20 protein-coding genes are annotated in these 23,534 nt (G+C 69.2%); 11 read left to right on the forward strand and 9 right to left on the reverse strand.

The genetic code is table 11. From position 1 onward, the window contains the following. Nucleotides 1–33: 33 nt before the first annotated feature. Genes hisG through hisIE form a run of 8 tightly spaced genes read left to right on the forward strand, consistent with a single transcriptional unit; the run spans nt 34 to nt 7,111 of the window. The gene (gene hisG / locus RTX79_RS01485) at nt 34–945 is read left to right on the forward strand and encodes an ATP phosphoribosyltransferase (RefSeq protein ID WP_312681261.1); all 912 of its coding nucleotides are present in this window, start codon (nt 34–36) and stop codon (nt 943–945) included. Next, nucleotides 942–2,237 carry a histidinol dehydrogenase gene (hisD, locus tag RTX79_RS01490; RefSeq protein WP_312681262.1) on the forward strand — a complete coding sequence of 432 codons (1,296 nt, stop codon included), beginning with the start codon at nt 942–944 and terminating at the stop codon, nt 2,235–2,237. The genes hisG and hisD overlap by 4 nt, the downstream gene beginning before the upstream one ends. Continuing rightward, on the forward strand, nt 2,234–3,328 hold the full coding sequence (gene hisC, locus RTX79_RS01495; RefSeq protein WP_312681263.1) for a histidinol-phosphate transaminase: 1,095 nt from the start codon (nt 2,234–2,236) through the stop codon (nt 3,326–3,328). Before hisD ends, hisC begins: the two co-directional genes overlap by 4 nt. Beyond that, nucleotides 3,325–4,398, forward strand: a complete 1,074-nt coding sequence (gene hisB / locus RTX79_RS01500; RefSeq protein ID WP_312681265.1) for a bifunctional histidinol-phosphatase/imidazoleglycerol-phosphate dehydratase HisB — start codon at nt 3,325–3,327, stop codon at nt 4,396–4,398. Before hisC ends, hisB begins: the two co-directional genes overlap by 4 nt. Further along, complete coding sequence (gene hisH, locus RTX79_RS01505) at nt 4,395–5,000, forward strand: imidazole glycerol phosphate synthase subunit HisH (RefSeq protein WP_057506751.1); 606 nt, start codon at nt 4,395–4,397, stop codon at nt 4,998–5,000. Before hisB ends, hisH begins: the two co-directional genes overlap by 4 nt. After that, entirely contained in the window at nt 4,997–5,731 is a 735-nt protein-coding gene (gene hisA / locus RTX79_RS01510) for a 1-(5-phosphoribosyl)-5-[(5-phosphoribosylamino)methylideneamino]imidazole-4-carboxamide isomerase (protein ID WP_312681267.1), read from the forward strand. The genes hisH and hisA overlap by 4 nt, the downstream gene beginning before the upstream one ends. Next, nucleotides 5,725–6,501, forward strand: coding sequence for an imidazole glycerol phosphate synthase subunit HisF (gene hisF / locus RTX79_RS01515; protein WP_057506753.1), 777 nt, complete (start codon nt 5,725–5,727; stop codon nt 6,499–6,501). The genes hisA and hisF overlap by 7 nt, the downstream gene beginning before the upstream one ends. Further along, on the forward strand, nt 6,491–7,111 hold the full coding sequence (gene hisIE / locus RTX79_RS01520) for a bifunctional phosphoribosyl-AMP cyclohydrolase/phosphoribosyl-ATP diphosphatase HisIE (RefSeq protein WP_312681268.1): 621 nt from the start codon (nt 6,491–6,493) through the stop codon (nt 7,109–7,111). Before hisF ends, hisIE begins: the two co-directional genes overlap by 11 nt. Before the next feature lie 18 nt (nt 7,112–7,129). On the opposite strand, the gene RTX79_RS01525 is transcribed toward hisIE, so the two are convergent. The 4 genes from RTX79_RS01525 to RTX79_RS01540 form a co-directional block, all read right to left on the reverse strand. After that, nucleotides 7,130–9,292, reverse strand: a complete 2,163-nt coding sequence (locus RTX79_RS01525) for a hypothetical protein (protein ID WP_428695947.1) — start codon at nt 9,290–9,292, stop codon at nt 7,130–7,132. 89 nt (nt 9,293–9,381) lie between these two features. Further along, the gene (locus RTX79_RS01530) at nt 9,382–10,899 is read right to left on the reverse strand and encodes a serine hydrolase domain-containing protein (RefSeq protein ID WP_312681272.1); all 1,518 of its coding nucleotides are present in this window, start codon (nt 10,897–10,899) and stop codon (nt 9,382–9,384) included. Between the two features lie 158 nt (nt 10,900–11,057). Next, nucleotides 11,058–12,623: a M56 family metallopeptidase gene (locus RTX79_RS01535; protein WP_312681274.1), complete on the reverse strand. Its 1,566-nt coding sequence runs from the start codon at nt 12,621–12,623 to the stop codon at nt 11,058–11,060. After that, entirely contained in the window at nt 12,620–13,015 is a 396-nt protein-coding gene (locus tag RTX79_RS01540; protein ID WP_312681276.1) for a BlaI/MecI/CopY family transcriptional regulator, read from the reverse strand. Before RTX79_RS01540 ends, RTX79_RS01535 begins: the two co-directional genes overlap by 4 nt. Nucleotides 13,016–13,141: 126 nt before the next feature. Here RTX79_RS01540 and RTX79_RS01545 point away from each other — a divergent pair, with 126 nt between their 5' ends. The 3 genes from RTX79_RS01545 to RTX79_RS01555 all read left to right on the forward strand — a co-directional run bounded on the left by RTX79_RS01545 (nt 13,142) and on the right by RTX79_RS01555 (nt 14,926). Further along, entirely contained in the window at nt 13,142–13,918 is a 777-nt protein-coding gene (locus tag RTX79_RS01545; RefSeq protein ID WP_312681278.1) for an SGNH/GDSL hydrolase family protein, read from the forward strand. A gap of 23 nt (nt 13,919–13,941) precedes the next feature. After that, a complete protein-coding gene (locus RTX79_RS01550; RefSeq protein WP_312681279.1) occupies nt 13,942–14,382 on the forward strand; it encodes a hypothetical protein in 441 nt (146 codons plus the stop codon). A 115-nt stretch (nt 14,383–14,497) separates the two neighbouring features. Beyond that, entirely contained in the window at nt 14,498–14,926 is a 429-nt protein-coding gene (locus RTX79_RS01555; protein ID WP_312681281.1) for a hypothetical protein, read from the forward strand. Nucleotides 14,927–15,013: 87 nt separating this feature from the next. Here the strand turns inward: RTX79_RS01555 and RTX79_RS01560 are convergent, their stop codons facing one another. From RTX79_RS01560 to hutH, 5 genes are all read right to left on the reverse strand, one after another. Further along, nucleotides 15,014–16,912, reverse strand: coding sequence for a sensor histidine kinase (locus RTX79_RS01560; RefSeq protein ID WP_312681283.1), 1,899 nt, complete (start codon nt 16,910–16,912; stop codon nt 15,014–15,016). A gap of 85 nt (nt 16,913–16,997) precedes the next feature. Next, entirely contained in the window at nt 16,998–19,112 is a 2,115-nt protein-coding gene (locus RTX79_RS01565) for a TonB-dependent receptor family protein (RefSeq protein WP_312681285.1), read from the reverse strand. A 350-nt stretch (nt 19,113–19,462) separates the two neighbouring features. After that, nucleotides 19,463–21,130: a urocanate hydratase gene (hutU, locus tag RTX79_RS01570; RefSeq protein ID WP_312681287.1), complete on the reverse strand. Its 1,668-nt coding sequence runs from the start codon at nt 21,128–21,130 to the stop codon at nt 19,463–19,465. Continuing rightward, on the reverse strand, nt 21,127–21,981 hold the full coding sequence (gene hutG, locus RTX79_RS01575) for an N-formylglutamate deformylase (RefSeq protein ID WP_309686003.1): 855 nt from the start codon (nt 21,979–21,981) through the stop codon (nt 21,127–21,129). The genes hutU and hutG overlap by 4 nt, the downstream gene beginning before the upstream one ends. Next, a complete protein-coding gene (hutH, locus tag RTX79_RS01580; protein ID WP_312681289.1) occupies nt 21,978–23,531 on the reverse strand; it encodes a histidine ammonia-lyase in 1,554 nt (517 codons plus the stop codon). Before hutH ends, hutG begins: the two co-directional genes overlap by 4 nt. Between the last annotated feature and the right edge of the window lie 3 nt (nt 23,532–23,534).

Genomic DNA, 23,534 nt, shown 5'->3' on the forward strand with positions numbered 1-23,534 from the left:
CGCTCCCACCCCGTATTCCAAGAGACCTTTCCCATGAGTGCATCGCAAGCAGCCCCGGCACGTGACCGGCTGCGTATCGCCATCCAGAAAAACGGCCGCCTGGCCGAGCCGGCCCGCAACCTGCTCAGTGCCTGCGGGCTGAGCTGGCGCGAGAGCCGCGACAAGCTGTTCTGCTATGGCGAATCGCTGCCGGTGGACCTGCTGCTGGTGCGCGACGATGACATCCCCGGCTTGATCGCCGATGGCGTCTGCGATCTCGGTATCGTTGGCCGCAACGAACTGGACGAGCAGGGCGCCGCCCGCGTGCAGCGCGGCCTGAAGCCGGCCTTCCAGGCGCTGCGTGGGCTCGGCTTCGGCGCGTGCCGGCTGATGCTGGCGGTGCCCGAAGAGTGGGACTGGCAGGGCCCGCAGCAGTTGGCCGGCACCCGCATCGCCACCAGCTATCCGGCGATCCTGAAAGACTGGCTGGACGCACGCGGCATCCAGGCGCAGGTGGTGGAACTGTCCGGTTCGGTGGAAATCGCCCCGCGCCTGGGCACCGCCGACCTCATCTGTGACCTGGTCTCCAGCGGCGGCACGCTGCGCGCCAACCAGCTCAAGCCGGTGGAAACCCTGCTCGACAGCGAGGCCGTGCTGGCCGGTGCGGTGATCGCCCCGGACGATGCGCGCGGTGCACTGCTGGCGATGCTGCTGCGCCGCCTGGATGGCGTGGTGCAGGTGCAGGACCGCAAGCTGCTGATGTTCCGCGCCGAGCCGGCCAACGTGGCCGCGCTGGAGAAGTTGCTGGCCGACGCCGAACCGCTGGTGCGTTTGCCTGCTGACGACGGCGCGCCGCGCCTGCAGACGATGTGTCCGGGGCCACTGAGCTGGCAGCGGATGGAAGAACTGGAGCGCGCAGGCGCCCAGGGCCTGATGGTACTGAGCGTGGAGCGGTCGCTGGCATGAATCGTCTGAACTGGTCGGAACTCAATGAACTGGACCGCGCCGAGGCCTTGCAGCGCCCCGTGCAGGCGGTCGCCGCACAGACCCGCCAAGCCGTGGCCGCGCTGATCGCGCAGGTACGTGCCGACGGCGATGCGGCCCTGCGCGAGATCACCGCGCGTTTTGATCGCGTGCAGCTGGACGACATCGAAGTCACCGCTGCCGAATTCGAGGCGGCCGAGCAGGCCGTCGCCGTTGACCTGCGCGCGGCGATGGAAGAAGCCGCCGCGCGCATCCGGCGCTTCCACGAAGCGGGCATGAGCCAGGGCTACGCAGTGGAAACCGCGCCGGGCGTGCACTGCGAGCGGATGATCCGGCCGATCGGCCGCGTGGGCCTGTACGTGCCGGCGGGCAGCGCACCGCTGCCGTCGACCGCCCTGATGCTGGGTGTGCCGGCGGCGCTGGCGGGCTGCCCGCAGGTGGTGCTGTGCACGCCGCCGCGCGCCGATGGCAGCGCCGACCCCGCCGTGCTGGTCGCCGCGCGCCTGACCGGCGTGCAGCGCGTGTTCAAGCTGGGCGGCGCGCAGGCCATTGCCGCGATGGCCCATGGCACCGCCAGCGTACCGGCCTGCGACAAGCTGTTCGGCCCGGGCAACTCCTTCGTGACCGAAGCCAAGCAACAAGTGGCGCAGGACGGAAGCGTGGCCATCGACATGCCGGCCGGCCCGTCCGAGGTGCTGGTGATCGCCGATGCCGGCGCCAATCCGGCCTTCGTCGCCGCCGATCTGCTGTCCCAGGCCGAGCACGGCCCGGATTCGCAGGTGCTGCTGCTGACCGACGATGCCGCGCTGCTGCAGGCGGTGGAAGCCGAAGTCGAGCGGCAGGTGGCGCTGCTGCCGCGCGAAACCATCGCACGCCAGGCACTGGGCGCGTCCCGGCTGATCCTCGTGGATCGCCTGCAGGACGCCTTTGAAATCAGCAACCGCTACGCACCAGAACACCTGATCCTGGCGCTGCGCGAACCGCGTGCCTGGCTGGGCCAGGTGCAGGCGGCCGGTTCGGTGTTCCTTGGCGATTACACCCCCGAAGCGCTCGGTGACTACTGCAGCGGCACCAACCACGTGCTGCCCACCGCCGGTGCGGCGCGGGCGTGGAGCGGGGTCAGCGTGGCCAGCTTCCAGAACACCATCAGCGTGCAGAGCGCCAGCGCCGAGGGCATCGTCGCCATCGGCGGTTGCGCGCGCATCCTGGCCAGCGCCGAAGGGCTGGATGCGCACGAACGTGCGGTCGCGCTGCGCATGGAGGCGGTGGCATGAGCGCGAGCGTGCAGGACGTGCTGGCGCTGCTGCGACCGGACCTGCAGTCCTTTGCCGGCTACAGTTCGGCGCGCAGCACGGCGCTGCAGGGCGATGTGTGGCTGAACGCCAACGAATCGGCATGGGCCAATCCGGCCGATGCCAGCGGCAGCAGCCGGCGCTACCCGGACCCGCAGCCGCCGGCGTTGCTGCAGGCCTTGGCCGGGTTGTACGGCGTCATCCCGCACCAGCTGCTGGTCGGGCGCGGCAGCGATGAAGCGATCGACCTGCTGGTGCGCGCGTTCTGCCGCCCCGGCGTGGATGCGGTACTGGCGACGCCGCCGGTGTTCGGCATGTACGCAGTGTGCGCGCGGCTGCAGGGTGCGCCGCTGCTGGAGGTCCCGCTGGTGGACGGCCCTGCCGGCCTGCAGGTCGACCTCGATGCGGTGATCGCCACCGCACGCGGGCAGGGCGCGCGCCTGGTGTTCCTGTGTTCGCCGTCCAACCCGGCCGGCAGCGAGATCAGCGCCGCCGACATCGCCCGCACCGCGCAGGCGCTCCAGGGCCAGGCCGTGGTGGTGGTGGACGAGGCCTACATCGAATACAGCGACCAGCCATCGGCCACCGCGCTGCTGGCGCACTACCCGAACCTTGCCGTGCTGCGTACGCTGTCCAAGGCGCATGCGCTGGCCGCCGCGCGCGTGGGCAGCCTGATCGCCGCACCAGAAATCATCGCCGCGCTGCGCCGCTGCCAGGCGCCGTATCCGGTGCCGCAGCCGTGTGCCGAACTGGCCGTGGCGGCCCTGCAGCCGGCCGCGCTGGCCGCCACCCGCGCCCGCATCGATGACGTGGTGCGCGAGCGCGCGCGACTGTTCAAGGCGCTGGCGGGCGTGGACGGCGTGCGCCAGGTGTACCCCTCGGCCGGCAACTATCTGCTGGTCCGGTTCGACGACGCGCAGGGCGCGTTCGATGCGCTGCTGGCCGCCGGCGTGGTGGTGCGTGACCAGCGCGCCGCGCCGCAACTCGGTGATGCGCTGCGCATCAGCATCGGCAGCACCGACGAAAACCAACGCGTGCTTGCCGCGCTCTCGGCCTGGAGGGCCGCTGCATGACCCCCATCCTGTTCATCGACCGCGACGGCACCCTGATCGAAGAGCCCGCCGATCACCAGATCGACGCCTACGACAAGCTGCGCTTCGTGCGTGATGTCATTCCGGCATTGATCAAGCTGCGCGACGCGGGTTGGCAGTTCGTCATCGTCAGCAACCAGGATGGCCTGGGCAGCGAGAGCTACCCGCAGGCGATCTTCGATGCGCCGCATGCGCTGATGATGCACGTGTTCGAAAGCCAGGGGATTACCTTCCGTGACGTGCTGATCGACACCAGCTGGCCGCACGAGAACCTGCCCACGCGCAAGCCCGGCATCGGGCTGATGACCGCCTACCTGCAGGACCGCAGCATCGACTGGGCGCGTTCGGCGATGGTGGGCGACCGCCTGACCGACATCCAGTTCGCGCAGAACCTCAACATCCGCGGCTTCCAGCTGCGCACCGAAGAGTTCGGCGGCGACTGGGACTGGCCGGCCATCGCCCACGCGCTGGCCGATGCGCCGCGCACCGCAGTGGTACAGCGCAACACCAAGGAAACCCGCATCCGCGTCGAACTGGACCTGGACGCGCAGGCCGAGCCACGGATCCATACCGGCCTGCCGTTCTTCGACCACATGCTGGAACAGATCGGCAAGCACGGCGGCATCTCGGTGCGCATCCAGGCCGAAGGTGACCTGCACATCGACGAGCACCACACCATCGAAGACACCGGGCTGGCGCTGGGCCAGGCGCTGCGTGAAGCGCTGGGTGACAAGCGCGGCATCGGCCGCTACGGCTTCACCCTGCCGATGGACGAGACGCTGGCCAGCGCGGCGCTGGATTTCAGCGGACGGCCGTACTTCGTGTTCGATGGCGAGTTCAAGCGCGAGCGCGTCGGCGACCTGCCCACCGAACTGGTGCCGCATTTCTTCCGCTCGCTGTGCGATGCCGCCGGGTTGAACCTCAACCTGCAGGTGCGTGGCGACAACGACCACCACAAGGTAGAAGCCTGCTTCAAGGCGCTGGCGCGCGCGCTGCGCACCGCCGTGGCCCGGCAGGGCACCGAGCTGCCCAGCACCAAGGGGGCGCTGTGACCGAAGTCGCCTTGATCGATGCCGGCGGTGCCAACCTCGGTTCCGTGCGCTATGCGCTGGAGCGGCTGGGCGCACAAGTCCGGCTGGTGCGCGATGCCGACGGACTGCGCGACGCGCGGCGGGTGATCCTGCCCGGCGTCGGCGCGGCGGTACCGGCCATGCAGCGCCTGCACGCGCAGGGCCTGTTCGAGCCGCTGCGCCAGCTGGAGGTGCCGCTGCTCGGCATCTGCCTGGGCATGCAGTTGCTGTTTGAACGTTCCGAAGAAGGCGGTGGCGTGGCGACGCTGGGGCTGATTCCCGGCACGGTGCGCAAGCTGGTACCGGCCACCGGCATCCGCGTGCCGCACATGGGCTGGAACCGCCTGCTGCCGCTGCGCGGCTCGCCGCTGCTGCGCGACATCCCCGAACGTGCCAGCGCTTATTTCGTGCACAGCTATGCCGCCCCGTTGAACGCGCACACCGTAGCCGCCTGCGACCATGGCGGGCTGTTCAGCGCAGTGGTCGAACATGGCCGCTATTTCGGTGCGCAGTACCACCCCGAACGCTCCGGTGACACCGGCGCCTTGCTGTTGCGCAACTTCCTGCAGGACACCGCCGAATGAGTTTCATCGTCTATCCCGCCCTTGATATCCGCGAAGGCCGCGTGGTGCGCCTGCGCCAGGGCGACTACGCCCAGGAAACCCGCTACGGCGATGATCCGCTGCCGCGTGCGCAGGCGTTTGCGCGCCAGGGCGCACAGTGGATGCACCTGGTCGACCTGGATGCCGCCCGTGCCGGCGGCTACACGCTGGCGCCGCTGCTGGCGCAGATCCGCCAGCATGCGGGACTGCACGTGCAGACCGGTGGCGGCGTGCGCGGTCGCGAGGACGTCGAGCGCATCCTGCAGGCCGGTGCCGGCCGGGTGGTGGTCGGCTCGCTGGCCGTGCGCGAACCGGATGCGGTGATCGGCTGGCTGGCCGAATTCGGGCCGGAGCGCATCACCATCGCACTGGACGCCCGCCAGGACCAGGACGGCCAGTGGCAGCTGCCGATCCACGGCTGGACCGAAAATGCCGGCGTCACGCTGGACGTCCTGGCCCGGCGCTACGCTGCGGCCGGCATGCGCCACCTGCTGTGCACCGACATCGCCCGCGACGGCATGCTGGCCGGCCCCAACCTGGATCTGTACCGGCACCTCGCCGCACTGCTGCCGGGCGTGGCGATCCAGGCCTCCGGCGGGATCCGCGACGTGGCCGACGTGGCCGCTTCGCGCGCTGCCGGCTGCAGCGGCGCGGTGCTTGGCAAGGCGCTGCTGGAGCAGCGGATGGACCTGGCCGAGGCACTGGCATGTTGAGCCGCCGCATCATTCCCTGCCTGGACGTGCGCGATGGCCGCGTGGTCAAGGGCGTGCGCTTCCGCGACCACGTGGACATGGGCGATATCGCCGAACTGGCGCTGCGCTACCGCGACCAGGGGGCCGATGAGCTGGTGTTCTATGACATCGGCGCCAGCCCGGATGGCCGCAGCGTGGACGTGGAATGGATCGAGCGCATCGCGCGCTTGATCGACATCCCGTTCTGCGTGGCCGGTGGCATCAGTGACGTGGAAACCGCACGCCGCGTGCTGCACGCCGGTGCCGACAAGATCTCGATCAACTCGCCCGCGCTGGGTCGCCCGGAACTGATCACCGAACTGGCCGACGCCTTCGGCGTGCAGTGCGTGGTGGTGGGTATCGATTCGGTACGCGAAGCCGATGGGCAATGGCGCGTGCGCCGCTTCACCGGTGATCCCTCCAAGACCCAGGCCGTGGCCGTGCGCACGCTGGACTGGGTGCGCGAGGTGCAGCAGCGCGGCGCCGGCGAGATCGTGCTGAACTGCATGGACAGCGACGGCGTGCGCCGCGGTTACGACGTGGAGCAGCTGCGGCATGCGCGCGCGGCCTGCCACGTGCCGTTGATTGCCTCCGGCGGCGCCGGCAGCCGCGAACACTTCGCCCAGGTGTTCGACCAGGCCGATGTCGATGGCGCACTGGCGGCCAGCGTGTTCCACAGCGGGGCCATCGCCATTCCAGAATTGAAGCGCTATCTGCGCGAGCAACAGATCGAGGTGCGGGATGTCTATTGAAGTACTGCCGGGACTGCCGGCGCTGGAACGCCTGGACTGGAGCAAGGGCGATGGCCTGCTGCCGGCCGTGCTGCAGGATGCCGACAGCCTGCAGGTGCTGATGCTGGGCTATGTGAGTGCGGAGTCGCTGCAGGCCACGCTGCAGACCGGCCACATGACCTTCTTCAGCCGCAGCAAGCAGCGCCTGTGGACCAAGGGCGAGCAGTCCGGCAACGTGCTGGCGGTGCAGTCGATCGCGGTGGACTGCGATGCCGATACGCTGCTGGTGCGCGCACGCCCGGCCGGCCCCACCTGCCACACCGGGGCGGACAGCTGCTTCCCGCAGGCGCCGAAGGATTTCATCGGCCAGCTCGACCAGCTGGTGGCCACGCGCGAGGCGCAGCGTCCGGCCGGCAGCTACACCACTTCGCTGTTCGACGGTGGCATCCGTCGTATCGCCCAGAAGGTCGGCGAGGAAGGCGTGGAGACCGCGCTGGCAGCGGTGGTGCAGGGCGATGACGAGCTGCTGGGCGAAGCCTCGGACCTGGTCTTCCACCTGCTGGTGCTGCTGCGCGCGCGCGGCCTGGGCCTGCAGGACGTGCGCACGCTGCTGGAATCACGCCACCGCTGAGTCATCCGGCGCGGCGGGTCATTTCGCAGGCAGGTAGCGCGGGCGCTGTTCGTACCACTCGCGCGCACCGGCCAGGTGCCACTTGCGCTGCTCGCCATTGAGTTCCACGCCCGCACCCAGCACACCCCAGCGCAGGTACATGTAGCCGCGCCGGCCGGCCTTGCCCAGGTCAAGCCGGCCGCGCAGCGACAGTCGTTCGTTTTCTGCCTGCAGGTCATCCACCACCAGCTGGCCATGCCGCAGCCGCAGTTGTCCGCTGGCCTGCACCTGCCCGGAGTCGACCAGCCCCAGCACCCAGCGCGGGTAGCTGCTGCGCTCACCGAAGGCATCCAGCAACGGCCCGGCGTCACGCAGGGTGATGTCGGCCACCGCATCGGCGCTCAGCGGCGGCGCGGCGGCCAGGTGCCCGCTGCGTACCGCGACCTCGCCCCACCAGCCGGCGTCCTTTGATTCGGCGATGCGCACTTCCTGCAGTCGCACCGTGGTGCCGCCCAGGTCGAATTGCTTCTGGCTGAAATCGGCGCGCCGTACGCGGGCCCTCAGCAGTGCGTTGCCGCGCATCGCCACGCCCGCCACCTGCATGCGCGCATTCTGGCCGCTCAGGTCGGCCCGGCCGGTGCCGATCCGGCCGGTGGCATCCAGTTCCACGTCCCCGCTGATCAGCCCGGTGCCGCCCAGCAGCTTCACCTGTTCGTTGCCCAGGTAGCGGTTGTAGCGGGTCAGGTCAGGCACCTGCGCGTTGTTGAAACGCAGCCGCGCCCGCACGCCTTCCTTCAGTTCCTGCAGGCGGGCGTCGCCGCTGAGTTCCAGCGCCAGCGCACGGCCGTCGAACAGCACCTGCGAAGGCGCATCGGACGGTGCGGCGCGGAACTGGTCCACGTCCACCTGCACCTGCACCTGCGGCGTGCGGCCTTCGACGATCCGACCCTGCGCACGGGCATCGCCCTGCATCCGTACCCCGGCTACCTCGGCGATGGCAGCCACGTTGGGAATCTCCGCGGTGCTGCCCGGTGCCAGCCGGCCATCGGCCAGCCTCACGTCGGCCCGCAGCAGCCCGCCCCCATCCAGCCGGAACCACGGTTTGCGCACGATCAGGTCGGATATCCAGTTCAGCGAATCGAACGTCCATGCCGCCTTCAACTGCCCGGACGTGCGCGGCAGCAGCTCGGACATCGCGTGGAACGGGATCTCGCGCCCGGCGATGTGCAGGTCGGCATCCAGTTCACTGCCGCTGGCTTCATCGCGCGGCAGCCGCGCCTGCAGCCGGATGTCATCGGCCACGTCCAGCTGCAGCGCCAGCAGGCCGCGATCCTTGGCGTGCTCACCGGCGTGCACCGGCAGGCGCCACACCACGTGCCCGCCAGGCCGCAGCGTGCCATGGTCCATCGCCAGCTGGCCCTGCAGGCGGGCGGTGGAGGGCACCGTGCCGACCGTGGCATGGGCCCCGGCGGTGTCGATGCGCACGGCCTGGCTGCGGCCGTCGATGGCCAGCTCGGCGGTCAGGATGCCGAGCTTGCGCAGGCCCGGCGCATCGTCGCGGTAGTGGCGCGGGAAGCTGGCCCGCGCCTGGATATGGGCCTGGTCCAGCAGCGTCGTACCATCCCAGCTGATCCGCGCATCATCGAAGGTGGCGTTGGAATCGAACAGTTCGGACGGGCCGCCCTTCATCTGCTTCAGAAAGCCCACCGTGGCGCTGGCCTTGCCGGAGATCAGCAGCTTGCCGAACTGACCGCTGCGGATGCTGTCGCTGTGGATCGCATCCATCCGCACCGTCCAGCCACGGTCGCCACGTGGCGGCGGTGGGATCACCTTGTCCACGCGGGTGATCACCGCGCGTACGCCGGCTGCATCCACGCGCGGGATGTGGATCTCGCGGCGCAGCAGCGCCGGCAACGAAATGAACGCACTGGCCCGTTCGGCACTGAAGATATACACGGTGCGGTTGGCCTGCCCGCGAACGTGCACGTTCCACAGCACCGCATGGCCCGGCACCAGGGTGAGCGCCGGCCCGTTGCGCAGCTGGAATTTCTCCGGCTTGCGGTTGGTCACCATGTCGAACAACGGCGTGTTGAGGAACACGTTGCCGGCGACCAGATACAGCAGGTACAGCGCCAACACTACCGCCAGCAGGATGCGCACCGGGCGCGGCCAGCGCTGCAAACGCTGCAGGCGCTTGGGAATCAGGGACATGGCGGGGCGCAGTTGGAAAGAATGCCGCCACTATCGGCAGTGGCGGCGCGCCATGGCGTGAAGGCGGGCGGTCGCAGCCCTCAGCGGCGGCGGTAATACGCCCGTGCCGGGCCGTGTTCGACGCTGAAGGCGTTGACCTTGCCGAACGCATCGCGGTGGAACTCGATCTGCAGCCCGTCGATATCCGGCGATACGAAACGGTTCGGGGCCAGCGCCAGCATCGCGCCATCGCGCGGCTGGCCGGGCACGCCCACCCGCAGCACGCCGTCGACGATCCTGACCTGTAGCGCCGGTACATCGAAGAAGTCGGCCAGGGCGCGGCGCTGGTCCATCGGCACGCTGCTGTCCTGGGCGAAGATGCCGGTGTAATCGGCATGGCCCGGTGCGCCCAGGTCCAGCGCCAGCGTGCGCTGCAGCGGGTTGACCCCGCCGCCGATCGCATCGGACAACGCGTTGCGGATCTCGGCGGCCAGTGCCGCACCGTTCTCGCCATTGGTGAGGATCACCAGTCCGTCGCCGGTTTCCAGATAGCCCTCGATCCACGCCCGGTAGCTGTCGTTGGACCCGCCGTGGTGGAAGATGCGCGTGCTGCCCGCGCCGTCCAGGCGCGGCCCCAACCCATGCCAGCTCGGTGAGACCTCGGTCATCATGTCGGTGGCGATGGCGCGTGGCAGGAACGCGCCACGCCCGTGATAGCTGTCCAGCAGCGCGGCAACGAAGGCGGAAAGGTCATTGGCGCTGGTCCACAACCCCGAAGCCGCCTGTTCCGGGAAGCTCTGCCAGCCACGCGGCAGCGCGGTGGCGGCGCCTTCGCCATCGTGGGCCTTGGCGATGTTGGGCGTGCCGGCGGCAGGCGTGGCATAGGTGCTGCGCTGCATGTGCAGCGGGGCGAATACCTCGGTGCGTGCGAGCGTCTCCAGCGGCTTTCCGCTGGCCTGCTCCAGCACCAGCTGCTCCACCATCACGCCGCCACCGGAGTAATTGCCGCGCTCACCCGGCGCATGCAGCAGGCGCACCGGACGGTTCTTCGCCGGCGCCACGCCGTCCAGCGTCTGCAGCAGGGTGGGCAGGGGCTCGTCGGGCAGATAGTCGGCAAACCCGTGCACGCCCAGTCCGGAGGTATGCGACATCAGCATGCGCAGGGTGACGTGCGGGGCGGGAACCTCGGGCGTGGCAGGGATTTTCCAGCCGGCCAGCAGCGGGTTGACGTCGCGGTCCAGCGCCAGCCGGCCATCGGCCACCAGCCGCAGGGTGGTCGCGGCGGTCACCACCTTGCTGACCGAACCGACCGAAAACAGCGTGTCGCCGTCCACCGGCAGCGTGGCGCCGGCCTGGCGCGTGCCGTAGCCGGCGCTGTGTACCACCTTGCCATCGCGCAGCACGGCGATTGCTACGCCCGGCACGTGGTGGTGGGCCATGCGCTGCTGCAGCGACCAGTGCGGCAGCGGCGCGGCTTCCGGCAGCAGGGTCGGGCGCAGGCCGCTCTGCAGCGCGCTGCGGATGGCAGCGTCTTCGCCGGCCAGTGCCAGCACGGGCAGGGCCAGCAGCAGGCCGATGGCCAGCGCAGGGCGCAGGGATGAAGCGGTCAGGAAATCCATGCGGGGCCTCGGGTGGTCCGGTGTGGGAGGGGGAACGTCAGGCAGGGCAAGGCACGGGCCGGCAGGGCACGTTCAAGCGGGACGCGGGGGATCACGGGCCTGCCAGGCGCAGGCGCGCGGGGAATGACGGGCCTGCCAGCAGCAGGCCCGTGCGGGATTCAGCGCCGCTCGGCGACGGCCCCGCGTTGTTGCAGGTAGCTGCGGATGTCAGCGCTGCGCGCCTGGTTCAATGGCGAACGCCACTGGCCCAGGTCAGCGACTACGCCAAGGTTCACGTCCGCGCCGTGTTCGACAAGATAGGCGAGCGTGGCCAGGTTGCCGGAGCGTGTGGCATTGATCAGCGGCGTTTCGTCACCGGGTACGATCCGGTTGACGTCGGCACCGGCAGCCACCAGTCGCTGCACCACCGGCAAGTGACCACGGCCGGCGGCGACGATCAGCGGATTGCCATCGCCAGCGGAGGGCAGGTCGGCACGCGCGCCCAGCGCAAGCAACTGATCAACCATCGCCAGCTGGCCACTGCGTGACGCGGCGATCAGCGCGGTGCCGTCGCCGCGCTGGCGTGCATCGACCGGCACGCCGGCGGTGACCAGCTGCTGTACTTCGGCGCTGTCACCCGCCGCTGCGGCGGCGATCAGCCGCTCTACCTGTGCGGAGGTGTACCCAGCGGCGGTGCGTCCGCCTGCATCGCGCGGCGTGGAGGCCAACGGCGCACCGAGCCGCGGCGTGGCGGCAACGCTGAGGCCGGCGCACGCCAGCAGCCCGGCTACGCACAGTGTGGTCCAGGCCATGCGCCGGGCCGGGGCGACGCGCTGCGTATCGATGGCCAGCAGGCCGTCAACGCGCTCGGCCAGGCCGCCGCGCTGGCCGGACATGCCCACCGCCAGCGGCCCCTGTGCCGCCGAACGTGGCATCAGGCCGGCCACCGCCTTCAACAGCGACGAAGCGTACTGCTGGCCGCCGCCGGACTGGCGCGCCGCGCGTGCATCACAGGCCATCTCGCGTGCCCGTTCCAGCTCGATTCCCAGCCGCTTCATCAGCGGGTTCCACCAGTACAGCGCCAGCACCGCGTGCTGCGCGGCTGCCACCCACAGGTCGCGGCGGTGGATATGCGCGGCCTCATGCAACAGCAGGTCGCGCAGTGCGGATGCGGACAGTGCGTCCACCAGGTGCGGCGGGATCAGGATGCGCGGGGTCCATAGACCCACCACCATCGGGCCGGGCGCAGTGGTCGACAGGGCAATGCGCGCACCGGGGGGCAAGCTCCAGCGCAGCGCCGATTCCAGCGCCGGCGACAGCGTGGCAGTGCGATGCAGGCGGCGTGCCTGCTGCCATGCCTGCGCCAGGCGCAGCAGGTGGACGAGGGTGCCGGTCAACCAGGCCAGTGCCAGCAGCGGCAGCAGCATCGCGCTGATCGCAGGCAGCCGAGGGGCAGGCGCTGCGGCATCGGTTGCCACGGGCGACACCGCCGCCGTCGTGGTGGACGCAGGTGCGGTGGCGACCGCAATCCCCTGCGTTTCACTCGCCTCCGGCGCACCCGGCAGCAGTACCAGCAACGGCGAGGCGGCGGCCAGCACGAACGCGGCCAGCAACACCCACGAGCGCGTTTCCGCACCCAGCCGGCTGCGGCGCAGCAGCACCACCACCACGCCCATCAGCAGGGCGCTCTGCCACAGGTGCTGCGCAGCCATCATCAGCAGGGTTGGGACCCATTCCAGGCTCATTTCGCTTTCCTTCCCGTGGGGGCATCGTCGACGCGCTTCTGCAGCGCGGCCAGTTCATCGGCATCCATGTCGTGCTCTTCGATCAGGTGCTGCGCCAGCACGCTGGGCGAATCATTGAAGAAGCTGCGCAGGAGATTTTCCAGTGCCTGGCGACGGGCTTCACCGCGGCTGATGGCTGCGCTGTAGATGAAAGCGCGTCCTTCGGTGCGGTGGTGCACCAGGCCCTTCTTGTCCAGCACCTTGAACATTGTCAGTACCGTCGTATACGCCACTGGCTTGCTGCGCGACAGCTCATCGGCGACCTCGCGCACCGAGGCCTCCTTTTTCTTCCACAACACCTCCAGGATGCGGCGTTCGGAATCGGTCAGCATGGACGAAACAGGACGGGCCATGGGCGCTTCTACTATCGAATTAGTTGATGCGTGCATCGTGCTCCGCCGCGCCACGGCGTGTCAACTATGTAATTAGTAATGGGACGGGTGCTACCTTCGCTGCACCGCCGTTTTCCGTGATGCCTGATGAGCAAGCTGTTCCGCCGCCTCTCCATCCTCCTCGCCGCAGCAACGCAGTTGGGTACGGTCCATGCACAACCCGCCGCGACCGATCCGCTGTTCACCGCCGCGCCGGAATCGCTGCAACCGCAGCAGGTGCGCGCGCTGCAGCAGCGCCTGTCGGACTGGCCGCAGCTGGCGTACTACCGCGGCCAGAACGCCGCGTTGCCGCCGCCACGCGAGGGTGAAGCGCGGGTGGTGTTCTACGGCGATTCCATCACCGAAGGCTGGGGCCGTACCGGCAGTGAAACCTTCTTCCCGGGCAAGGGCTACCTCAACCGCGGCATCTCCGGCCAGACCACCGCGCAGATGCTGCTGCGCTTGCGCCAGGACGTCATCGCGCTGCGTCCTGCGCTGGTGGTGATCCTGGCCGGCACCAATGACATCGCCGGCAACACCGGCCCGGCCAGCCAGGCGATGATCGAAGACAACCTGCATTCGATGGCTGAACTGGCGCAGGCGCACGGCATCAAGGTGGTGCTGTCTTCGGTGCTGCCGGTCAGTGCCTACCCGTGGCGTCCCGGCCTGCAGCCGGCGGCCAGCGTGCGCGCGCTGAATGCCGCACTGAAGCGCTACGCGGACCACCAGCGGCTGGTGTACCTGGATTACCACGCAGCGCTGGGCAATGCGGACGGCGGACTGGACAAGGCGCTGGCCGATGATGGCGTGCATCCCACGCCGGCGGGCTATGCAAAGATGGCCCCCTTGGCCGAAGCCGCGGTGGCGGCGGCACTGGGCCGCTGATCCAATCCATCAAAGGGACGGGCATGCTGGGGATGCAGGCGTGGGGTGCGGTGGAAAGTGGGGTCCTGGGCGGCGCGCTGGCCAGCATGCTGGTGGCGTGGTGGACGCGGCGGTTGCCCCGCCACTACAAAGGCTGGTCGCGCGGCGCGTTGTCGCGTCGACATCGCACGGAAATACGCATCGCCAATACGCTGTTCTTCGCCGGATTGTTGTCCGGGGTGGCGCTGTATCCGCTGGGCGGCTTTGCGCAGAATGATCCGCGGCCGTTGTTGCTGGCCTTCGGCTTGGCCTCGCTGCTGCCGTTGCTGGCGCTGATGGTGGTGCCGTGGCTCAGCGGGCGCAGTGTGCGGGCGGCATTCGTCGCTTTCAGCCATGGCCAGGGGACGCCGGTCTGGGCGACCTATCCGCTGCTGGCCGCCGGTCTGGTGGGGCTGGGCTTCGCCATCGCCGGGTTCCTGCGCTGACCGGCTTGAGGCGCCCTGGCAAGCCCGCTACGGTGTGCGCCATGACCATCACCCTTCGCCAGGAACGACCCGCCGACGCCGGCCCGATCGCGCTCATCGCGTGCGGCAGCATGCCATGAGCGGACGCGGCGTGGTTTCGCTGCTGGTCTGGCTGAGTTGCGTGCCGGGCATGTTCGTGCACAGCACGATGGGGACGACGCTGTTCGGCATGCAACTGGCCGAGGTGGCGTGGCCGCCGTCGTGGCAAAGCCTTTGGTTGCTGTGTGCCGTCCTGGCCAGCTTGGCGGCTTGGCCGATGCTGGGTGTGTTGACCCTTCGCTGGCTGGAGAATCGTCCGCTGCACTGGAGATGGCCGCTGGTCGGCACGCTGATGGCCACCTGCTGGATGCTGCCGCGCGGCTGGATTTTCGCCCTGTTCGTCGCCCCCGGGGTACTGTTCGCAGCGTACCTGTGCGCATGGCACGTACTCGGTTGGCGGCGGGCCCAGCGGTCATCGGCGGCACCGCCCCGCGCTTACCCTGAGCGCCCTGCGGACGGCCTGTAGCGACGGCGCCCGCTGGTGCCTCTTGCCAGGCAGGTGCGCTGCGGGTGGCTGACCGCACCGCCTGCGTCGCGGCCTGGCGCGCAGGCCTCAGTCGGCCAGCGCGACCGCCTGCTCCGACACCGCCAGCAGGATCGAACAACGCAGTCCGTCTTCGGCGAAACCGTAGTCCACCTTCGCACCGATCTGGTACGGCAGGGCGCGTTCGATCAGCTCGCGGCCGGCGCCGCCACCGCGGATGCTCGAAGGGTCGGCGGGCAGGTCGCGCACGCCATGCTCCTGCCAGTCCACCCGCAGTCGCGGACTGGCCGCTTCGGATGCCCCTGCATCCACCAGGTTCCAGCGCACGTGCAGGCGGCCGCCCTGCTGGCGCAGGGCCCCGTACTTGACCGCATTGGTGGCCAGCTCGTGCAGGGCCATCGCCAGTGGCTGCACCGTGCCCGAACGCAACGGCACCTCGGCCGGTCCTTCCAGCACGATCTGATCATCGTGCGCGGCAGGATCCACGTGGGCGGACAGCTCGGCGCGCAGCAGCACGTCGAACTGCACGCGATCCAGTTCACCCAGCCGCGACAGCAGGCTCTGCGCGCGTGCCAGCGCATCGAGCCGCGCATCGAAACGGATGGAAAAATCGGCCATGTCACGGCTGGTGGCCAGCGTACGGCTGGCCATCGCACGCACCACCGACATGATGTTGCGGGTGCGGTGCTGCAGCTCGTCCACCAGCATGCGCAGCAGCGATTCGTTGCGGGCACGTTCGTCTTCGTGTTCGCTGCGCTCGGTGACATCGCGCGTGGTGCCGATGATCGCCTCCACCTCGCCATCCAACCCCAGCTGCGGCACGAAGATGTAGTCGTACATGCGCCGCCCCAGCGGACCTTCGAAGGGAACATCGCCGCGGATCGGCCGACGCGTGGCGATCACCTGCTCGATCTCGCGGCTGTGCATCGCCGCGTGCCAGTCCGGATAGCCCAGCTCCAAGCAGTTGCGCCCCAGCGCCTCTTCTTCGGTCTTGCCCCACATGCGCAGCAACGCGCGATTGGCGTAGGTGAAACGATGGTCCAGGTTGAACACGTAGGCCAGGTCGGGCGAGCTGTCCAGGAACGCCTGCAGCCTACGCCGCTCGCGCTCGGTGTCATGCAGCGCACGGCCCACCGCATCGGCGGCCTGCTGCAGGGCGAGCTGCTGGTCTTCGCGGTCCAGCACCAGCGCGGCAATGCGGGTAGCGAAGCTGGCCACTTCCTGTTCCCAGCCGCTGAGCGCGCGCGGCGTGGACAGGAACAGCAGCAGCCACGCATGTTCGGGCTGGTCCTGCCGAGCCACCGCGATGGGCCTGCAGGCGGGGCTGCCGTGCTCGATGCATGCGTCCCGCCAGTTCGCGTGCCACGCCGTGTCGGTGGCAGCGTCGTCCTGGCCGGGCAGTTCCAGATGCGCTGCCTGCGGCGCCGCGTCGGCATGTTCCAGCAGTGTGGTGATCGCCGGGTGCACGTTGCAGCTGCTGCCATAACCAGGCCGCTGCCGGTCGCCGGGGGTGACGAAGAAGGCACTGCGCAGGCCGGGCTTCAGGCGCTCGATGGCCTCGGTGAGTACCCGCAGGCATTCGCGCGGCGGCGTACCGCGGGCCAGGGTATCCAACAGGATCGCCTGCTCGCGGACCAGTTGTTCGGCACGCACCCGGCGGGTCATGTCCACGCACATGCCGTGCACCTGCCCGAGCGCGCGATCATGGCGGCCGCGCAGCATCAGCCAGCGGCGGCTGGTGCCATCGGTCCACGGAAGCTCGATTTCAAAGACCGGCTGTTCCTGTTCCTGCCGCAGGATGCGTCGCCACGCACTGCGCAGTGCCTGCGCGCCGATGCCGGCCAGTTGTGCGCTGGCCGTCTCCGAAGCACGCAGCTGGCGAGTGGCGGTATCGAACTGCCACACCCCTACGCGGGTGTCGTCGAGGATGGCGTCGATGGCGAGCGCGTCGGTCAGGGCAGGGGACATGGCAGGCGCGGACGTTCAAGGATCGCCTTTTTTGCCAACCTTCCCGCCAACACCCTGTGAAGGCGGGTCGCGCTGCTGCCGGGTCTTACTCGAAACGCAGGCGCACACCGGCATACACGCCGAAGCCTTCGCCCGGCGTGGAGCGCGCCACATCGCGCCCGCCATCGTCATAGCCCGGCGTCACCGTGGCGGCGTAATGGCGGTCGCCCAGGTTGCGCAGCTCCAGCCAGCCCTGCCAGCGCCCACTGGGCGCGTCGAAGCCCACGCGGCTGCCGAAGATCAGATGGCTGTCGGCACGTACGCTGTTGGCGTAGTCGACGAACACCCTGGAAGCGTATTCGGTGTTCAACGCGGCATACACGCCCGATGCATGGTCGTAGCGCAGTTCGGCCTGGTAGAAGTGCACCGGCAGGCCCGGCAGGCGGTTGTCACCGAAGCGGTCGTCATGGCGGTAGCGGAAGTCACTGAAGGTATACGCCTGGCGCAAAGAGAGACGCCCGGTTCCTCCCTGCCACAGCGTGCTGTCCAGTCCGGCTTCGATGCCCCGGTGCACGGTGGGGCTCGCGTTGTTTTCGGCGATGAACAGGTTCGGCACCGGCACCACTTCCACGCTCAGCAGCTCATTGTTGACGTGCGCGTAGTAGGCGGTGAGCTCCCAGCGGCCGATACGTCCCTCGCCGCGTGCGCCGAGTTCGAGCGTGGTGGCGGTCTGGTTGTCCAGCTCCACCGGCGCGCGCTGGCGGCCGCTGGATGCACCGTTGCCGGCGGCGAAATACTGGTTGGAGCCCCAGATCATCGACCAGGGATGGGCCGGCTCCACCGAGCGGCTGAGGTTGCCGAACCACTGCGTGGCCGGCGAGGCCTGCCAGGTGAAGCCGAGCCGCGGCGCGTAGTCCCAGTCGCGCTCGTTCAAGCGCGCGTCGGTGCGCGGCCAGGTGACTTCCACCGTGCGCCGCGTCTGCACCAGCGCCAGCCCGGTCTGCACGCGCAGTGCGTCGCTCAGCTGCAGTTCGTTGCTCACGTGCAGCGTGCTGTCGGTGCCGTGGTGGGAAAAGTCACGGGTGTGGGTACCGGCCGGATAGCCGTTGCTGGCCAAGCGCAGCGTCTCGCGTACGTCGGCATCCAGGTCGTGGGTGACGCGCAGGCCGAGCGTGGTCACGCTGTCATGGCCGAACAGGGTGTGCCGGCGGCGGTAGTCCAGCGTGGCATTGAGGTTGGCGTAGTCCAGCTGCTGCCGGTACAGGCTTTCGTTCAAGTCCATCGGGTACTTGTGGTACACCAGCCCGGCCTGCAGCGAGGAATCTTCGTCCAACTGCAGCGTGGTCATGTTGCCGATCCAGGTGCTGCCCGGCTGCGGCCGCTTCGCGTCGATGGCCAGGTTGGCCGGGTTGGCCGCGCGCGGGTCGTTGCGGATCTGCGCGCGGGTCAGCCGCCCGGGTGTTTCGTGGTTGGTTTCGCGGTAACGCAGGAAGAAGCGCGTCTGCAGGTCCGGGGTGATCTGCCAGCCGATGTTGGCCATTGCGCCCTTGCCATCGCCGCTCGCATGTTTCTGGTAGCCGTCGAATTCGGTGTCGGTGTAGGCGAAGTAGTAATCCACCGCGTCCTGCACGCCGCCATAGCCCAGGCTGCGCTTCTGGTAGCCGCGGCTGCCGGCTTCGTAGTGCAGTTCCAGGCCGGGTGCATCGCGGCCGCTGCGGCTGACGTAGTTGATCGCACCCCCCAGCGCCAGCGCGCCGCGCTCGAAGCCGTTGGCGCCGCGCAGCACGTCCACGCGCGACAGCCACAACGGTTCCAGCAGCTCGTACGGGGTGCCGCCGGCCGCAGTGAGCGGCAGTCCATCCAGCGACACCGCGATACCGGAGGCATGTGCGCCCGGGCCGCGGTTGATGCCCGAACCGCGGATGGACACCTTGGTGCCTTCGTTGCCGGGGGACTGCGCACTGATGCCTGGCTGGTAGGCCAGTACATCGGCGGTGCCGCCGACGCGGCCCTGCGCGACCTTGGCCAGATCGATCACGTTGCCCGCGCCGGGAACACGGGCCAGCGCCTTGCGCGCGGCATCGGTGGTCTCGGCGGCGGTGACCTCGACGCGGTCCAGGGTGGTGGGCTGGGCAGCCGTGTCCGCATGGGCGGGCAGGGCGGCGAGGGCGGTCAGCACGGCAACGGTGAGCACGCAGGTACGCGGGAGAGCAGAAGTCATGAGCAGTAGAGCCAGCAGCGGAGTGGGGTCGCGGCTGGGGACGAATCCTGTAAACCGCGTAGAGGCGGCGAAAGTTAACAGGGTGTTCGGAGGTTGTCGAGACGTGGATGCAGGGGCAGCTTTGGTAGCGCCGAGCCGTGCTCGGCGAGCGCAGCGGCAGGAGCAGGGGCGGAAGCGTGACGACCAACGGTCGTCACCCACCGAAGCAGGAGCATGACGGCCAGCGGCCGTCACTACCGAAGCAGGAGCGTGACGGCCAGCGGCCGTCACTACCGAAGCGGGAGCATGACGGCCAGCGGTCGTCACCCACCGAAGCAGGAGCATGACGGCCAGCGGCCGTCACTACCGGGTCAGCGCAGGATGCCGGGCAGGTCCAGGCCCTTTTCCTTTGCGCAGTCGATGGCGATCTCATAGCCCGCATCGGCATGCCGCATCACGCCGGTGGCGGGGTCGTTCCACAGCACGCGGGCGATGCGCTTGGCGGCCGCTTCGGTGCCGTCGCAGACGATCACCATGCCCGCGTGCTGCGAGAAGCCCATGCCCACGCCGCCGCCGTGATGCAGCGACACCCACGTCGCGCCGCTGGCGGTGTTCAACAAGGCATTGAGCAGGGGCCAGTCGGATACCGCATCGGAGCCGTCGGCCATCGCTTCGGTTTCGCGGTTCGGCGATGCCACGCTGCCGCTGTCCAGATGGTCGCGGCCGATCACCACCGGCGCCTTCAGTTCACCGTTGGCCACCATCTCGTTGAACGCCAGCCCAAGCCGGTCGCGGTCGCCCAGCCCGACCCAGCAGATACGTGCCGGCAGGCCCTGGAACTTGATCTTCTCGGCCGCCATGTCCAGCCAGCGGTGCAGGTGCGGGTTGTCCGGTATCAATTCCTTGACCTTGGCATCGGTTTTGGCGATGTCTTCCGGATCACCGCTCAGCGCCGCCCAACGGAACGGGCCGATGCCGCGGCAGAACAGCGGCCGGATGTAGGCCGGCACGAAACCGGGGAAATCAAATGCATCCTCGACGCCTTCCTCCAGCGCCATCTGGCGCAGGTTGTTGCCGTAGTCCACGGTCGGCACGCCCAGCGCGTGGAAGGCCAGCATCGCGCGGATGTGGTTGGCCATCGATTCGCGCGCGGCTTTCTCCACTACCTTCGGCGCGGACACGCGCTTGTCGTCCCATTCCTCCACCGTCCAGCCCTGCGGCAGGTAGCCGTTGACCGGGTCATGCGCGGAGGTCTGGTCGGTCAGCAGGTCCGGCTTGATCCCGCGCACCAGCAGTTCGTCCAGCACGTCGGCGACATTGCCGAGCAGGCCGACCGACAGCGGCTTCTTCGCCGTGCAGGATTCTTCGATCAGGCGCAGTGCTTCGTCCAGGTCGTCGGTCCAGGTGTCCAGGTAACCGGTGCGCAGGCGCATTTCGATGCTGCTCCTGCGGCATTCCACCGCAAGGCACGAGGCGCCGGCCATCACCGCGGCCAGCGGCTGCGCGCCGCCCATGCCGCCCAGGCCGCCGGTGAACAGCCACTTGCCGGCCAGGCTGCCGTCATAGTGCTGGCGGCCCATCTCCACGAAGGTTTCAAAGGTGCCCTGCACGATGCCCTGCGCGCCGATGTAGATCCAGCTGCCGGCGGTCATCTGGCCGTACATCGCCAGGCCCTTCTTATCCAGTTCGTTGAAGTGGTCCCAGTTGGCCCAGCGCGGCACCAGGTTGGAATTGGCGATCAGCACGCGCGGCGCATCGGCATGGGTGCGGAACACCCCGACCGGCTTGCCGGACTGCACCAGCAGGGTCTGGTCGTCCTCCAGCCGGGTCAGCGCATCGACGATGCCATCGAAGCTTTCCCAGTCCCGCGCGGCGCGGCCGATGCCGCCGTACACCACCAGTTCCTGCGGCCGTTCGGCCACGTCCGGGTGCAGGTTGTTCATCAGCATCCGCAGCGGCGCTTCGGTCAGCCAACTCTTGGCGGTCAGCGTGGTGCCGGTCGGCGCGATGATGGTGCGGGACGGGTCGTTACGGGTCATGCGGCGCTCCGGTTGGATGCGAATTCAAGGCAGGCGGTGAGCACCTGCGCCAGCGTGTGGCGCAGCGGTGTGGCGTGGTCGTCATCCAGCGGGGTGGGCCAACTGTGGGCATCCAGCGCCTCGGCGGCCGGTTCGGCCATGTAGCCGCGGCAGGCCAGTTCCATCTGCAGGCTGTGCACGCCGCCGGGGATGTCGCTGTAATGGCGGGTGATCCAGCCGCCCTTGAAGCGGCCGTTGCGCACATGCGGCAGGCCGCTCAGCCGGCACAGGTTTTCCACCACGTCGGACAGCGCGTTGTCGCAGGATGTGTCCACTTCGCCGGTCGGGCCGGCGGTGCCCAGGTTGAACTGCGGCAGCTCGCCGTCGAACAGGTGCGGGATGCGCGAGCGGATCGAATGCGCGTCGTACACCACGACGGTGCCGTGGCGCGCGCGCAGGCGGGCGATCTGTGACGCCAGCGCCGCATGGTAAGGCGCGAAGTACACCTCGCGGCGACGCAGGATCTCGGCCTCGTCCGGTTCCTGCGCCGGCTTGTACAGCGGCTGGTTGTCGAAGGTGGTCAGCGGGCACAGGCCGGTGGTGTTCTGGCCCGGATACAGCGACACCCCGCTGGGATCGCGGTTGAGGTCGATCACCGAACGCGAGATCGATGAACGCACCGTGGTCGCGCCGAGTCCGCGCGCGAAGGCGTACAGCTCATGCACCCACCAGTCGGCATCGCGCCGGGCCAGCCACGGCGAGACGAAGCGCCCGGCGAGGTCGTCCGGCAGCGCGGTGCCGGTGTGCGGGAAGCTGATCAGCAGCGGCGCATCGCCTTCGTGCACTTCCAACCACGGCGGCTGCGCACTCATGCCACCGGCTCCACGTTGGGCAGCACATCGGCCAGCCCGGACGCCAGCGCGCCACTGCGCACCAGGTCGGTGGCAGCCACCATGTCCGGATGGAAGTAACGGTCTTCTTCCAGCGTCGGCACCTGTGCGCGCAGCAGCACGCGGACGGCTTCCAGCGGACCACTGGACTGCAGCGGCGCGTGGAAATCACACCCCTGCGCGGCGGCCAGCAGCTCGATGCCGACCACGTTGGCGGCGTTCTCGGCCATCTGCAGCAGGCGCCGCGCGCCATGTGCGGCCATCGACACATGGTCTTCCTGGTTGGCCGACGTGGGAATGGAATCCACGCTGGCCGGATAGGCGCGCTGCTTGTTCTCCGATACCAGCGCGGCGGCGGTGACCTGCGGGATCATGAAGCCGGAGTTCAAGCCCGGACGTGGGGTCAGGAACGCCGGTAGGCCGGACAGCGCCGGGTCCACCAGCATCGCCGTGCGGCGTTCGCTGATCGAGCCGATCTCGCAGATCGCCATCGCCAGCATGTCCGCGGCAAAGGCCACCGGCTCGGCGTGGAAGTTGCCGCCGCTCAGCGCTTCACCGGTATCAGTGAACACCAGCGGATTGTCGGACACCCCGTTGGCTTCGATTTCCAGCGTGGTGGCGGCCTGGCGGATGATGTCCAGCGCCGCGCCCATCACCTGCGGCTGGCAGCGCAGGCAGTACGGGTCCTGCACGCGTACGTCGTTGTCGCGGTGCGATTCGCGGATCGCCGAACCCTGCATCAACGTGCGCAGCGCAGCGGCGGTGAGGATCTGCCCGCGCTGGCCGCGGATGCTGTGGATGCGCGGGTCGAACGGGGTATCCGAACCCTTGGCCGCTTCCACCGACAGCGCACCGGTGACCAGGGCGGCCTGGAACACGATCTCGATCTCGAACAGGCCGGCCAGCGCGTAGGCGGTGGAAAACTGGGTGCCGTTGAGCAGCGCCAGGCCTTCCTTCGCGCCGAGCTGCAGCGGCTGCAGGCCGGCACGCGCCAGCGCGTCGGCAGCGCTGAGACGCTGTCCGTCAACGAACGCTTCGCCGACGCCGATCATCACGCTGGCCAGGTGGGACAGCGGCGCCAGGTCACCGGAGGCACCGACCGAACCCTGCGCCGGAATCACCGGCACCACATCCTGCTGCAGCAGCGCTTCCAGCAGCTGCAGTGTCTCAACGCGCACGCCGGAGGCGCCCTGCGCCAGGCTGACCAGCTTCAGCGCCATCATCAGCCGCACCACCGGCAGCGGCATGGGTTCGCCGACGCCGGCGGCATGTGACAGCACGATGTTCCGCTGCAGGGTGGCCAGGTCTTTCGGTTCGATGCGCACGCTGGCCAGCTTGCCGAAGCCGGTGTTGATGCCATACACCGGCGCGCCCTTGGCGACGATCGCTTCGACGGTGGCGGCACTGGCACGCACGGCCGGCAGGGCCGCCGCGTCCAGCGCGATGCGCGCGCCACGGTAGACCTGCCGCCACTGCGCCAGTGGCACGTGGGCGGGGCGAAGCACCAGGGTGTCGGGTGTTTCATGCTGCATTGA

It is taken from the genome of Stenotrophomonas chelatiphaga (assembly GCF_032054965.1).
Taxonomy (GTDB): domain Bacteria; phylum Pseudomonadota; class Gammaproteobacteria; order Xanthomonadales; family Xanthomonadaceae; genus Stenotrophomonas; species Stenotrophomonas chelatiphaga.

What these genes read in the sequence shown, in the direction of transcription:
- hisG (WP_312681261.1), top strand. Translation starts at nt 34, where the DNA reads ATGAGTGCATCGCAAGCAGCCCCGGCACGTGACCGGCTGCGTATCGCC.
- hisD (WP_312681262.1), top strand. Translation starts at nt 942, where the DNA reads ATGAATCGTCTGAACTGGTCGGAACTCAATGAACTGGACCGCGCCGAG.
- hisC (WP_312681263.1), top strand. Translation starts at nt 2,234, where the DNA reads ATGAGCGCGAGCGTGCAGGACGTGCTGGCGCTGCTGCGACCGGACCTG.
- hisB (WP_312681265.1), top strand. Translation starts at nt 3,325, where the DNA reads ATGACCCCCATCCTGTTCATCGACCGCGACGGCACCCTGATCGAAGAG.
- hisA (WP_312681267.1), top strand. Translation starts at nt 4,997, where the DNA reads ATGAGTTTCATCGTCTATCCCGCCCTTGATATCCGCGAAGGCCGCGTG.
- hisF (WP_057506753.1), top strand. Translation starts at nt 5,725, where the DNA reads ATGTTGAGCCGCCGCATCATTCCCTGCCTGGACGTGCGCGATGGCCGC.
- hisIE (WP_312681268.1), top strand. Translation starts at nt 6,491, where the DNA reads ATGTCTATTGAAGTACTGCCGGGACTGCCGGCGCTGGAACGCCTGGAC.
- RTX79_RS01530 (WP_312681272.1), bottom strand. Translation starts at nt 10,899, where the DNA reads ATGGATTTCCTGACCGCTTCATCCCTGCGCCCTGCGCTGGCCATCGGC.
- RTX79_RS01535 (WP_312681274.1), bottom strand. Translation starts at nt 12,623, where the DNA reads ATGAGCCTGGAATGGGTCCCAACCCTGCTGATGATGGCTGCGCAGCAC.
- RTX79_RS01540 (WP_312681276.1), bottom strand. Translation starts at nt 13,015, where the DNA reads ATGGCCCGTCCTGTTTCGTCCATGCTGACCGATTCCGAACGCCGCATC.
- RTX79_RS01545 (WP_312681278.1), top strand. Translation starts at nt 13,142, where the DNA reads ATGAGCAAGCTGTTCCGCCGCCTCTCCATCCTCCTCGCCGCAGCAACG.
- RTX79_RS01550 (WP_312681279.1), top strand. Translation starts at nt 13,942, where the DNA reads ATGCTGGGGATGCAGGCGTGGGGTGCGGTGGAAAGTGGGGTCCTGGGC.
- RTX79_RS01555 (WP_312681281.1), top strand. Translation starts at nt 14,498, where the DNA reads ATGAGCGGACGCGGCGTGGTTTCGCTGCTGGTCTGGCTGAGTTGCGTG.
- RTX79_RS01560 (WP_312681283.1), bottom strand. Translation starts at nt 16,912, where the DNA reads ATGTCCCCTGCCCTGACCGACGCGCTCGCCATCGACGCCATCCTCGAC.
- RTX79_RS01565 (WP_312681285.1), bottom strand. Translation starts at nt 19,112, where the DNA reads ATGACTTCTGCTCTCCCGCGTACCTGCGTGCTCACCGTTGCCGTGCTG.
- hutU (WP_312681287.1), bottom strand. Translation starts at nt 21,130, where the DNA reads ATGACCCGTAACGACCCGTCCCGCACCATCATCGCGCCGACCGGCACC.
- hutG (WP_309686003.1), bottom strand. Translation starts at nt 21,981, where the DNA reads ATGAGTGCGCAGCCGCCGTGGTTGGAAGTGCACGAAGGCGATGCGCCG.
- hutH (WP_312681289.1), bottom strand. Translation starts at nt 23,531, where the DNA reads ATGCAGCATGAAACACCCGACACCCTGGTGCTTCGCCCCGCCCACGTG.